Origin of the sequence: Microvirga calopogonii (genome assembly GCF_003347665.1) — a bacterium.
Lineage (GTDB): Bacteria > Pseudomonadota > Alphaproteobacteria > Rhizobiales > Beijerinckiaceae > Microvirga > Microvirga calopogonii.
The window spans coordinates 150,074-162,126 of record NZ_QDGA01000004.1; the positions used below are offsets into that span (position 1 = coordinate 150,074).

General features: G+C 65.6%; 13 protein-coding genes and 1 pseudogene. 4 read left to right on the plus strand and 10 right to left on the minus strand.

All coding sequences use genetic code 11. The features are described from left to right. Window positions 1-93 precede the first annotated feature (93 nt). The 4 genes from DDF70_RS06415 to DDF70_RS06430 all read right to left on the minus strand — a co-directional run bounded on the left by DDF70_RS06415 (window position 94) and on the right by DDF70_RS06430 (window position 4,580). Window positions 94-1,233, minus strand: a complete 1,140-nt coding sequence (locus tag DDF70_RS06415) for a HoxN/HupN/NixA family nickel/cobalt transporter (protein ID WP_114944033.1) — start codon at window positions 1,231-1,233, stop codon at window positions 94-96. Window positions 1,234-1,287: 54 nt separating this feature from the next. Then, a complete protein-coding gene (locus DDF70_RS06420; protein ID WP_009493033.1) occupies window positions 1,288-1,566 on the minus strand; it encodes a metal/formaldehyde-sensitive transcriptional repressor in 279 nt (92 codons plus the stop codon). 287 nt (window positions 1,567-1,853) lie between these two features. Then, window positions 1,854-2,486: a Spy/CpxP family protein refolding chaperone gene (locus tag DDF70_RS06425; RefSeq protein ID WP_245435388.1), complete on the minus strand. Its 633-nt coding sequence runs from the start codon at window positions 2,484-2,486 to the stop codon at window positions 1,854-1,856. A 324-nt stretch (window positions 2,487-2,810) separates the two neighbouring features. Then, a complete protein-coding gene (locus DDF70_RS06430) occupies window positions 2,811-4,580 on the minus strand; it encodes a chloride channel protein (RefSeq protein ID WP_114944034.1) in 1,770 nt (589 codons plus the stop codon). A gap of 307 nt (window positions 4,581-4,887) precedes the next feature. Between DDF70_RS06430 and DDF70_RS06435 the strand changes: the two genes are divergently transcribed. From DDF70_RS06435 to DDF70_RS06445, 3 genes are read left to right on the plus strand one after another with little or no spacing between them, the layout of a single operon-like run. Beyond that, a complete protein-coding gene (locus DDF70_RS06435; RefSeq protein WP_114944035.1) occupies window positions 4,888-5,223 on the plus strand; it encodes an ArsR/SmtB family transcription factor in 336 nt (111 codons plus the stop codon). A gap of 12 nt (window positions 5,224-5,235) precedes the next feature. Further along, on the plus strand, window positions 5,236-5,661 hold the full coding sequence (locus DDF70_RS06440; protein ID WP_114944036.1) for a YeeE/YedE family protein: 426 nt from the start codon (window positions 5,236-5,238) through the stop codon (window positions 5,659-5,661). Between the two features lie 3 nt (window positions 5,662-5,664). Continuing rightward, the gene (locus tag DDF70_RS06445; protein WP_114944037.1) at window positions 5,665-6,123 is read left to right on the plus strand and encodes a DUF6691 family protein; all 459 of its coding nucleotides are present in this window, start codon (window positions 5,665-5,667) and stop codon (window positions 6,121-6,123) included. 31 nt (window positions 6,124-6,154) lie between these two features. On the opposite strand, the gene DDF70_RS37435 is transcribed toward DDF70_RS06445, so the two are convergent. The 6 genes and pseudogenes from DDF70_RS37435 to DDF70_RS06470 all read right to left on the minus strand — a co-directional run bounded on the left by DDF70_RS37435 (window position 6,155) and on the right by DDF70_RS06470 (window position 10,899). Continuing rightward, window positions 6,155-6,277, minus strand: a complete 123-nt coding sequence (locus tag DDF70_RS37435; RefSeq protein WP_205772401.1) for a DUF2474 domain-containing protein — start codon at window positions 6,275-6,277, stop codon at window positions 6,155-6,157. Continuing rightward, window positions 6,277-7,284: a cytochrome d ubiquinol oxidase subunit II gene (gene cydB / locus DDF70_RS06450; RefSeq protein WP_114944038.1), complete on the minus strand. Its 1,008-nt coding sequence runs from the start codon at window positions 7,282-7,284 to the stop codon at window positions 6,277-6,279. The genes DDF70_RS37435 and cydB overlap by 1 nt, the downstream gene beginning before the upstream one ends. 3 nt (window positions 7,285-7,287) lie before the next feature. Then, the gene (locus DDF70_RS06455) at window positions 7,288-8,709 is read right to left on the minus strand and encodes a cytochrome ubiquinol oxidase subunit I (RefSeq protein ID WP_114944039.1); all 1,422 of its coding nucleotides are present in this window, start codon (window positions 8,707-8,709) and stop codon (window positions 7,288-7,290) included. Between the two features lie 4 nt (window positions 8,710-8,713). Next, a complete protein-coding gene (locus tag DDF70_RS06460; RefSeq protein ID WP_114944040.1) occupies window positions 8,714-9,298 on the minus strand; it encodes a GbsR/MarR family transcriptional regulator in 585 nt (194 codons plus the stop codon). 341 nt (window positions 9,299-9,639) lie between these two features. Next, a complete protein-coding gene (locus DDF70_RS06465) occupies window positions 9,640-10,068 on the minus strand; it encodes a protein tyrosine phosphatase family protein (RefSeq protein WP_114944041.1) in 429 nt (142 codons plus the stop codon). Between the two features lie 48 nt (window positions 10,069-10,116). Continuing rightward, window positions 10,117-10,899: pseudogene (locus DDF70_RS06470) on the minus strand (sulfite exporter TauE/SafE family protein). Window positions 10,900-11,049: 150 nt separating this feature from the next. Here DDF70_RS06470 and DDF70_RS06475 point away from each other — a divergent pair. Next, entirely contained in the window at window positions 11,050-11,934 is an 885-nt protein-coding gene (locus tag DDF70_RS06475; protein ID WP_114944042.1) for an MBL fold metallo-hydrolase, read from the plus strand. Window positions 11,935-12,053 lie beyond the last annotated feature (119 nt).

Here is a 12,053-nt window from a genome sequence, read left to right on the forward strand (position 1 = left end):
GTTTACCGCGCCAAGCGATGGGCTCGTCATGCGATGCTCCAGGCAGACCTGGAGCATCGCATGACTTTTACCTCGGCTGAAGTCTGTCGGAGCTTACGACAAAGGGGTAGCGGGTGCCGCGAGGTCGATGAAGCCCTGTACCAGCATGATCGTGCCGAGGACGCCGACGAGGCCGGCCGAGGCCAGCGGCAGGCGCCGGAGCAGGCGGTCGGAGAGGTTGATCCGCTTCGAGGCATGCTGCACACCCCAGGCGGCCGCGACGCCGATGGACACCATCGTGATCGCCAGACCCAGGCTGAAGGCGGCAACAGTAGCGGCGCCAAGGGTGAACTGGCCGAGCTGGAGGCAGATCAGCAGCACGGTGATCGAAGCCGGGCAGGGGATCAGCCCGCCGGTGATGCCGAACAGCGCGATCTGCGCCGTCGTGACCTGCCCGTTGTTGGCCGCGAGTTGGCGCGCGATCTGCTCGGCGTGCTCGCGTTCATGCGCGTCCTCGTCGTGCTCGGCATGATGATGGTGCCCATGGCCGTGTTCGGCGAAGCTGACCGCGTAAGTATGGGCGTGGTCGCCGTGCGCTAGCCGCACCCGGGCCGTGAACGCGTGCGGTTCGGGAATTTCGCCTGCGGATTCGAGATAGCCGTCCCGCTCGACGAAGCGGAAGCGCTCGCCCGAGCCGTCGCCGCGGTCGGTCGTGACCAGCACGTCCTCGGCCTTCCATGCGTTGCCGCTAAGGGTGCGCAGGCGCCAGCGAGGGGACACCCCGTCCTCGAAGATAGAGAGCTCCACGGCGCCATGCCCGGTGTCGATGGTCCGGACTTCGTCGTGCTGATGGTGGTCATCGTGGTCATGGTGATGGTCGTGATGACCAAGATGATCATGCCGGAACCAGCCGAGACTCCGGCCCGTGCGCCAGAACATCCAGGCGGCAATGCCGAGGATGATCACGCCCGAGGCGATCAGCAGCCAGGCCTCGAAATGCGAGTTCAGGATGTCACGGCCAAGTGACAGGCCGAGCATGGCCACGATCCAGACGATCAGCGAGTGCGAGAGGGCGGCGCAGACGCCGAGCAGAATGGCCTGCCCGATGGTGCCGCGGATCGCCACGATGTAGGCGGCCATCATGGTCTTGGAGTGTCCGGGCTCCAGCCCGTGCAGGGCGCCGAGCAGGACAGCAATGGGCAGGTAGATCCAGCCGTTGCCGCCGGACTGAAGGAGTTGCGCAATATCAGGCATTGGTGTTCCAGAAATGTCTCGCGGCTGCAATCGTTCTCCCCGCCGCCGGGGATTTCATTTCAAGTAAGTGCGGACCACGTCGATGAGTTCGGCTGCGCCCTTGGCCCGCTCCGGATCGGGCTCGTGGGCCGGGTCGACCACATGGTTGCGGATGTGGTCCTCCATCAGCTCGACGGTCAGGCCGTTCACGGCCCCGCGGACGGAGGCGACCAGCATCAGCACGTCGGCGCAGCCAAGCTCGGCCTCAAGCGCCCGCTCGATCGCCTCGACCTGCCCCTTGATCCGGCGGACCCGGGCCAGGAGCTTCGTCTTCTCCTTGATCGTGTGGGACATGCCACCCCCTGTAATGATAGTGATCATCATATAGGGGGGTATCCTATCGGTGTCGAGTGTCACAGCGGTCGCAGGGGCCGTAGCACGCCCACTCGTTCACGAACCCGCATAGGCTATGCAGGGGTTCTTCAGGGCAGGCATACGCCCTCGTAGTGTGCGACATCCGTTACGGCCATGATCAAGGATGCCGTCTGAGCCTGGACCCGCTTCCTGTTTCTCCACTCGGCCGTCGCGATGCTCGCGCTCGGCATCGCGAGTGCTCCAAATCCATTCCCGGCGTCGCATCGTCAGCGATTGCCCTGTGTGTCGTCGCTGTCGTCGTCGTCTGATCCGCCGGGCATCATGCCGCCGGGACCCATCATTCCCCGCTCCATCATCCCTGGTCCCATCATGCCACGGCCGCCCATGTGCACGAGCACTTGCAGCCGCCGCTTCTGGGCCTCGTCGAGCGTGGCGTAGAGCGGCATTGCTGCATCCGCGAGCTTGCGCATCGCGTCACCGCCCTGACTCATCCGGTCCGCCATCGCACGGACCAAGCCGACCGGATCGCTTGCCATCATTCCCCGGGCTTGGCGCATGGCCTGCATATGGCTGGCATGGAGGGTGGCAAGATTCCGGATTGCGGTCTCGACGGGAGGCCACAGCTTCTCCTGGTCGGCCGAGAGCTTCAGACCGGCGTGGATCGCGGCGAGATGAGCGTCAATGAAGGCGCCCATGTCCTCGGGCGAGAACCCGCCCATCATGCCATGGGACATCATCTCCCGGTCCTGCATCATGCCCTGGCGCATCATCATCCGATTCATGGGCGATTGCTCTCCGGACTGGGTGGAAGAGGTCTGGCGCGGTGCAGGAGCCGTGGTCTGGGCCAAGGCAGGTCCGGCGATTGCGAGCAGGGCGGCGGCGAGAATGGACGTCTTCATGGCGGTTTCTCCTTATGAGGCCGGTCCATTGGATTGGAGGAGCAGCGCGCCGGATCCGATTGCAGAGTGGCGCGGATACCTCGTGGAATTTTAAGCAGCCTTCGAGACGCGTCCTTGACCTTGCTCAACCTGCTCCGCCTGAAGGCCTCCAAGAGGTGCGTAATCGATCCCGGCCCAGATGGCGCGGGGCAAGCTTATCGGCTCGAACGCTTCACAGCACCGATATCGCCATCGATCCGCAAAGAGTCCCAGGGGATTGTTCGTCTGCTATCTGGTGGCGCTGATGGTGTTTCGACGCTCCATGGCGAGGTCTCATGGTCCGGGTCACTTCCAGCTTCCGACTCCGAGATCTTCCCGGCGCTGGGAGTCGAGAAGGGAGGATGCCAGGGCAAAGGCATCCCGGGCCCGGATGCAGCCGACGATCTTGTTGCGGTCCTCGAACCCGACCACGGCCAACGTGGCCCGGTCGTCGCTGCGGAAGATGTCGAGCACCTCCGCAAGGGACGCGGCGGGCGTCACGATCGGGCCCGACTCGTAGACCAGTTCTGCCGCTACCACCGGCAGGTCGGCGCTCTCGGCCTCGATCGCCTCGACCAGACGCGGGTCGATCAGCCCAAGGAAGGTTCCGTCCACCGCATAGACGGCCGTGCCGCGCGCGCCTGCCGTCGACAGCGCCCGGCGGACCTCCTCCAGGCTGGCATTGGCCATCACGGCCCGCTTCGGCGGCTTGATGATCTCGCCGATCGCGGCGGCTTCCAGGCGCGAGATGTCGTGACCGCCCTCGATGGCGAGCCCACGCTGCTGGAAGCGCCAGGTTGCGAACGAGTAGCCGAACAGGCGGTCCGTGAGGAACGAGGCGGTCAGTGCCCCGATCGCCACCACGATGGTGGCATCGAAGTCCCCGGTGGTCTCGAGCACCAGGAAGATCATCGCGAGTGGGCTGCCGATCACGCTCGCGCCGACCGAGGCCATGCCGATCACCGCGCACAGGGCCGGGCTCCAGGCCGGAGCGCCCGGGATGAAGGGCAAGAGCCAAGCCAGCACCTGCCCCAGGAGAGCGCCGATCATGAGCGAGGCGCCGAACAGGCCGCCACGGAAACCGGCTCCGAGGCTGGCGGCGGAAGCCAGCCCCTTCGCGGCGAGCAGGCCGAGAGCGTGGCGGCCGGCAATATCGCCGGACACGGCATGCTCGATGGCCGCGTGGCCGCTTCCCAGAACGGCCGGGAAGCGGGTTGCCAAGGCCGTGAGAAGAAGGGCGGCCGACAGCCGGCGCAGGATCTCGTCCCTCAAGAAGCGCTTGAGGAGGCGCTCGATCGCCGAGACCAACAGCATTACCACGATGCCGGCGAGGGCTGCGACGATCCCGATCAGGATGGCCAGCGGGTAGTCGGACCAGGACGTGCCGGGGCCCGTCTCGAGGCTGAAGGGGCGCGCCTGTCCCAGGAGTAGCCAGATGGTGACCACGGCCGCGATGGCGCCGAGCCCGATCGGCGCCAGGGTCCGGCGGGAAAAGGTCCCCAACAGCAGCTCATAGGCGTAGAGCATGCCGGCAATCGGTGCCCGGTAGGCGGCCGCGATGGCGGCTGCGGCGCCGACCGCCACCAGCAGGCGCAGGTCGGAGCGCGGCCGGTTCAGCCGCCGTCCCAATCGGCTGGCGAGCACGGCCCCGAGCTGGGTGACGGCGGCCTCGATGCCGACCGAGGCGCCGAAGCAGACCGAGGTGAGGATGGGGATCACGACTCCTGTGGCGTCGTACCAGCCCATCCTGCCCCCGTTGAGGGCATTCGCCTCGACCGCGTCGATGGGTTCCTTGGTCTTCCACCGCGCGATCAGGTGCGACAGCAGGGTGACCAGGAAGGCGCTGCAGGCCAGGGCCAGGGCGATCCTCAGAAAGGAGGCGTGGTCCGGGAGGGCGATCCGCCGCTCGGCCGCAAAACCCAGCACGGCGCGCTGCGCGAAGACGACGAACTGCTGCACGACCGCGACCATCAGGCCGGTCAGGATGCCGATCACGATGGCGAGCCCGACCAGACGGAACGAGCCTGTCGGCTTGCGAATGTTCGGCAGCGCCGGAAGGCGGGGGCGAAGCAGCATCGTGCGGTTCGGGTGAGGAGCGGCCTTTCCGCGGGGTGCAGGCGGTTTGGGCGTGCCGGCCGTTGCCGTCAACCCATTTTCGGCGTCGAGGACTGCCTTAACGGCACATCGCTTTCAGCAAGGGGCGAACAGCGGACTTTCGCGTCAGCAGCCCGCCGGGCCCGCAATCGTGGTTAAGCCTTCCGCCTCAGCGGGGCCAACTAGGAGCCGCCGGTCGGCTCCCCAGCCAAGGATTGGGCTCAGATGGTTCTTGCATATCGATGAGGAGATGCTAAATTAGAAATATCTTATTTAAGAAGGTTTGTGTATGTCCAGGATGGAACTCGACCTTGAGACGTTCGAACGGAAGGCGACCGAGGTCGCGGACATTCTGCGGGCACTCGCCAACGAGCGCCGGCTGATGATCCTGTGCAAGCTGGTGGAATGGGGTGAGGCGAACGTCAACTCGCTGGTCGAGGCTGTCGGGCTGTCGCAATCGGCCCTGTCGCAGCATCTGGCCAAGATGCGCGAAGAGGGCATCGTCGCCACCCGGCGTGAGAGCCAGACGATCTGGTATCGCATCGCCGACCCCCGCATCGAGCAGCTCTTCGGCCTTCTCTACGAGCTGTATTGCAAGCAGGCGAACACCGGCAAGCCGGCCTGACCGGAGGCAGTCATGGACAACTTCACACCCTCGTCCGCGTTGATCGGCGGCCTGCTGATCGGCACATCGGCCGCCTTGTTCCTGGTGCTGAATGGGCGGATCGCGGGCATCAGCGGCATCCTTGGCGGCCTGATCCCACCCGAGCGCGGTCAAGTCGGCTGGCGTCTCGCCTTCCTGGCCGGGATGCTCGTGTCCGCTCCCGTCTATGTCATGGCGGGCGGCACGTTGCCGTCCGTCAGGCTCGACGCATCCATGCCTCTGCTGATCGTGGCAGGGTTGACCGTCGGGTTCGGCACGCGTCTGGGGGCGGGCTGCACCAGCGGCCACGGCGTCTGCGGCATCGGCCGGGGCTCGCCGCGTTCCATGGTGGCGACGCTCGTGTTCATGGCCGCTGCCATCACCACGGTCTTCCTCGCCCGTCACGTCATCGGGACGTAAGCCATGCCCCTGATCCTGTCCGCCTTTGCGTCCGGCCTGCTGTTCGGTCTCGGACTGATCGTTTCGCAGATGGTCAACCCGGCCAAGGTGCTCGGTTTCCTCGACATCTTCGGCCGCTGGGACCCGAGCCTCGCCCTGGTCATGGGCGGTGCCGTCGCGGTCTCGGCGTTGGGCACCCTCATCGCCAGGCGACGCGGCGTGCCTGTGCTGGCGCCGCGCCTCGAGATCCCGACCCGGCGCGATCTCGATCCGCGGCTCATCGGCGGGGCGGCCCTGTTCGGAGTCGGCTGGGGCCTCGTCGGCCTCTGCCCAGGCCCGGCCCTGGTCGGGCTGACCTTCGGTCCGTGGCAGGTCTTCGTCTTCGTCGCTGCCATGATCGTCGGCATGGCGCTCTTCCGCCTCGCGCCCGCCGATTGGCCGCGGGCTGCCTTCCGCCGCGAAACCGCGCAGGTGGATGGTTGAGTGGTAGTGCGGCCGGCATGTTCACCGATGATCAGGTCAGCCAGGCCCTGAGGACCAGACTGACGGCTCCGGTCGTGCCGACGCCGGCGGCCCAGAGGCCGGCGAACCACAGCCATTGCCTGAGAGCGGAGCCCTGTTCGAGATTATTGCCCATCAGTGATATCCCTCGTGCCCCGTCTTGCCGCGGAACACCCAGTAGGCATACCCGGTATAGGCGAGGATGATCGGGATCAGAACGCTCGCGCCCACCAGCATGAACTGAAGACTGGCATGCGGCGCCGCGGCGTCGTGGATGGTGACGGCGTTCGGCACGACGTGCGGAAACATGCTGATGCCCAGCCCGACGAGGCAGAGGGCGAACAGCCCCAGCGTCAGCAGGAACGGCCAGTATTCCGAGCGGCGCAGCAGGCTCACCACCAACGCCCCTGAGCAGAGGCCGACGAGCAGCGGCACCTGGGCGGTGAACAGGACCTGGGGCCAGGCGAACCAGCGCTCGTAATAGGCGCCGCTCAGAAACGGCGTCGCCGCACTCACGAGACCGATGCAGACGATCAGGCCGATCGCGAGCTTGCCGGCAAGGCGGAAGCTGTGGTCCTGGACGGAGCCTTCGGTCTTCATCACCAGCCAGGTCGCGCCAAGCAGGGCATAGCCGATGACGAGGCTGACGCCGACCAGCAGGCTGAACGGCGTGAGCCAGTCCCACCAGCCGCCGGCGTAGGAGCGACCCTCGACCGCGATGCCCTGGAGGAGCGCCCCGAGCGTGATGCCTTGCGCCAGTGTCGCCATCACCGAGCCCGTCGTGAAGGCGAAGTCCCAGTAGCGGCGATGGCCGGGGTCGCGCCAGCGGAACTCGAAGGCGACGCCGCGGAAGATCAGCGCCAGCACCATCGCGATGATCGGTGCGTAGAGCGCGGGCAGGATGATGGCATAGGCCAGCGGGAAAGCCGCCATCAGGCCACCGCCGCCGAGCACGAGCCAGGTCTCGTTGCCGTCCCAGACCGGCGCGACCGAGTTCATGGCGCTGTCGCGCTCTGGTCCCGGACTGAAGAACGGGAACAGGATGCCGATGCCGAGGTCGAACCCGTCCATCACCACATAGGCGAAGACCGCGAACGCGATGACGAAGGCCCAGAGGGTGGGAAGGTCGAGGAGTGAGATCATGGTTTACGCCTCCGCGCCGAGGGTGCGGGTCGGGTTGATGGCCGGAGCCGGAGTGATGCCGGCGGTTCGGATCGGATCGCGCCCGGCTTCGGGCCCGGTCTCGCCCGGATGCGGCGGCTTGCCCATGAGCTTGAGGATGTATCCGGTGCCGGCGCCGAACACGATGAAGTAGACCACGATGAAGGTGAGCAGCGAGGCCGCCACGGCCGGGGCCTCGAGCGGCGAGGCCGAGACGGCGGTCCTGAGCAGGCCGTAGACGGTGAAGGGTTGGCGGCCGACCTCGGTCGTGACCCAGCCGGCGATGACGGCCATGAAGCCGGAAGGTCCCATCAGCAGCGCCAGCCGGTGCAGCAGACGCCAGTCGTAGAGCCGGCCGCGCCAGCGGGCGAAAAGGCTGAGCGCCCCGAGACCCAGCATTGCGAACCCCAAGGCCACCATGATGCGGAACGACCAGAACACCACCGGCACGTAGGGCCAGTCGGCGCGGTCGATGGTGTCGAGCCCGTTCAAGGGCGCGTTCGGGTCATGCTTGAGGATGAGCGAGGAGGCTTTCGGGATCTCGATGGCGTTGCGCACCGTGCCAGCCTCCTGGTCGGGAATGCCGAACAGGATCAGAGGCGCGCCCTCGGGATGACTCTGGAAGTGGCCTTCCATGGCCATGACCTTGGCGGGCTGGTGCTCGAGGGTGTTGAGGCCGTGCATATCCCCGGCGAGGATCTGGAGCGGTGCCACGACGGTCACCATGCCCAGGGCCATGGAGAACATCACCCGGGCGCCCTTGTTGGTGCGCTCGCGCAGCAGATGCCAGGCGCCGACACCGCCGACCACCAGGGCGGTGGTGAGGTAGGCGGCGAAGACCGTGTGGACGAGGCGATAGGGGAAGGACGGGTTGAAGATGATCGCCCACCAATCCTCCGGAACGAACTGTCCGGCCTCGTTGATGGCGTAGCCGACCGGCGTCTGCATCCAGGAATTGGCGGACAGGATCCAGAAGGCCGAGATGAAGGTGCCGACCGCAACCGCAAGCGTGGCGGCAAAGTGCAGCTTGCGACCCACCCGTCCCATGCCGAACAGCGCGATGCCGAGGAACCCCGCCTCCAGGAAGAAGGCGGTCATGACCTCATAGGCCATCAGCGGGCCGATGACAGGTCCTGCCTTGTCGGAGAACACGGCCCAGTTGGTGCCGAACTGGTAGGACATGACGATGCCCGACACCACGCCCATGGCGAACGCCAGGGCGAAGATCTTGAGCCAGTACTTGAACAGGTTGAGGTAGACGTCGCGCCCGGTCCAGAGCCACAGCCCTTCCAGCACGGCGAGATAGCTCGCAAGCCCGATGGAGAAGGAGGGGAAGATGAAGTGGAAGGAAACGGTGAACGCGAACTGGAACCGCGCCAGGAGCAGCGCGTCGAACTGGTCGAACATTTTTTTACTTTTCCTTGGGCTCTTCGCGGCGGCTCTTCCTCGATCCGGGCACGACGAAGAGACGGTCCTTCATCTCTAGGATCTTCTGGACCTTTGAGCCGAGCGTCAGGAGCTGGACGAGACGCTCGGTATCGAGCCGCTGCACATCGGCGTACCAGCCGGTCAGGAGCTCGAAGAGGTCGTGCATCTCGCGCATGCGCTCCTGAGCATGGCGCTCCTCGGCGCTCGCGGGTTCCTGCATGAGCACCTCGCGCAGGAGCGTCATGGTCGGGTCGATCTCGCGCTTCTTGCGCTCTTCCACCAAGGTGCGGACGATCTGCCAGATGTCGTCGGGCGTCGCGAAGTAGTCGCGCCGGTCGCCGGGCTTGTGCTGCAGCCGCACGAGGTTCCAGGCTTGGAGTTCCTTAAGCCCCATGCTGACATTGGAGCGGGAGACGCCAAGCCGCTCGACGACGTCCTCGGCGTTCAGCGGCTCCTTGGAGAGATACAGCAGGGCGTAGATCTGGCCGACGGTGCGGTTGATGCCCCAGCGGGAGCCCATTTCGCCGAAATGAAGCACGAAGGTCTGGACGAGAGGAGGGAGATTCATGTTGGTTCCGAAATTTCAGAATTTACTGAAATATGGGAAAGCATTGATGTGAGTCAAGGACTCGGGGCTGCCGGAGGCAGGCGCGTTCCTTGCGTGCCTTAGCCGCGTCCGCCGCCGGGTCATTCAGAGCGGTGCTCAGGCCTTCGTAGCGACACCTTTCTTCACCATCGGCCGGATCGCCACCTCACCCGCCATGCGCCGGAAACGACCTGCTCCTCATGACGGTGTCTCTGAGAGCTGAATCGAAGGCGCAGTCAGCGCCGTCACGTCATCACCGGCCTCGGGCCCGTGATCCCGATTGAGTCAGGTGACAGCACTGTTCAAATCGGGATCGCCAGCCTCTAACGTTTCCGGGCGGCTGCCTCGATCTGAGGGCGCAGGGCCTCCAGATTGTATCCGGCCGCCGCTGCCGTCCGTAGAACGACATCAGGCGCAAGGTGACGGGCCGAGGCGAGTGCCCAAAGGCTGGTCGACCGGGTGCCGGTCCGGCAGAAGGCGAGCGTCGGGCCGGCGGTCGCCGCCAGGGCTTCCTCGAAGGCCTCGACCTGGTCGGCCGAGACCTTGCCGGGAATGACCGGGATGTGCCGGTAGGTGAGGCCCAGGCGTTGCGCGGCCGCCGCAAGGGTGTCGCTCGAGGGCTGGTCCGGGGCTTCGCCGTCCGGGCGGTTGTTGATGATGGACCGGAAGCCCGCAGCGGCGGCGTCCTGCAGATCCTCAGGGTTCAGCTGAGGCGCAACCGAGAGCTTATCGTTAAGCTTGGCGAATGGCATGGATCGTCTCCTGTTTGTCTGAGAGCTACCGATGACGTTCCTTGAGCCTCACACCAGGTTGAGGCTCCGGACCAGCATGTAGATGGCGACCACGAAGATCAGCCCGGCGAAGACGGTGTCGAGTGCTCCTTTCCTGACGGCGAGCCTCGACGCCAGGCTCGCGCCAAGCAGCCCGCCGAGGATGCCGCCGCCGATGAACAAGGCAGCCAAGGGCTAGTCGACTAGACCCGAGACGGCGTAGTTCGCCGCGGTGGTCAGGCCGAAGCCGGTCACTGCCAGCAGCGAAGAGCCGACCGCATAGAGGATCGGCATTCCGGTCGCCAGGATCAGCCCCGGCACGATCAGGAATCCACCGCCGATGCCGAAGAAGCCCGAAAGGGCACCTGTTGCCAAGCCGATACCGACCAGCTTGAAAAAGTTCTCCCGGCCGAGCCGAACGCTCTCGTCGCCCTCGCCGGAGCGCCTGCGCAGCATCAGGACGCCGACCACCATCATCAGCACGGCGAACAGGGCAAGAAGCTTCTGACCGTCGACCATCTTGCCGAGGCTCGAGCCACCGAGGGCACCGATGATGCCCGCAACGGTGAACACCAGGGCACAACGCCATTTCAGGTTTCTCGCGCGGGCATGGGTGCCGAGATTGATGGCCGCATTGGCCGCAACCGCCACGGCGCTGGTGCCGATCGCCACATGCGGGTTCGTGACACCTACCAGGTAGACCAGCAGCGGCACGGCCAGGATCGACCCACCTCCGCCGACGAGGCCGAGCGTAAAGCCGACGAGTGACCCTGAGGCCAATCCGAGGGCGCTTTGGAAAAGCGATAACGTCATTGGTTCGCCTGAGCCGGCACCAGGTCCTTGCCCTGATACGGGCGATAGGGAGCCGTTCCAGCAGTGGTTAAATTAGATGTTGCTTATTTAGATACATCTTATATATTGTCAATAGCAATAGCGCGACAGGCCATCGAGGAGGTTCAGATCATGTCAGGCCAACCCGTCATCCGGGCGTTCTTCGACGAGCCCACCTATACCGTGAGCTATCTCGTGGCCGATCCGGCAACCAGGAAAGCAGTGATCATCGATCCGGTCTTTGACTACGATCATAACTCCGGCACGGTCGACACGCGCTCCGTCGAGGCGATGCTGAAGGCGGCCGAGGAGGCGTGCTACACGATCGAGTGGGCCCTCGAGACACACGCCCATGCCGACCACCTGTCCGGCGCGCCCTACATCAAGGCCCGGACGGGAGCGAAGATCGGCATCGGTGAACACATCACCGAGGTGCAGCGGATCTTCCGTCCGATCTTCAACGCCACGGACCTGGACACCAGCGGCCGCGACTTCGACCACCTGTTCAAGGACGGCGAGCGCTTCAGGATCGGCGAACTCAACGTGGAGGTGCTGCATACGCCCGGCCATACGCCGGCCGACGTTGCATACAAGATCGCGGACGCGGTGTTCGTCGGCGACACGATGTTCATGCCGGATTACGGCACGGCGCGGGCCGACTTTCCAGGCGGCGACGCGCACAAGCTCTACCGCTCGATCAAGCGGCTTCTTGCGCTTCCGGTCGAGACGCGCCTGTTCATGTGCCACGACTACAAGGCACCGGGCCGCGACACCTATGCGTGGGAGACCACGGTCGCCGAGGAGCGGAACAACGTGCACCTGAAGGACGGCGTCACGGAGGACGCGTTCGTTGCCATGCGCCAGGCCCGGGACGCCAAGCTCGCGGCGCCGCGCCTCCTTCTGCCCTCGATCCAGACCAATATCCGCGCCGGCAAGTTCCCGCCCGCCGAGGCCAATGGCGTGCGCTACCTCATGATCCCGGTGACGCTGAAAGGCGGCGCCGAAGAGGTCGTCTGAGCCAACCGGATGCCGGTGTGGCGGTTATTGGCAATCACGTTCGCGGAATTATGATGCTTCCTTGATCGTGCCATCGCGGGGTGCTGCTGCACATGGCGACGCATCCGCGTGGTGTATGC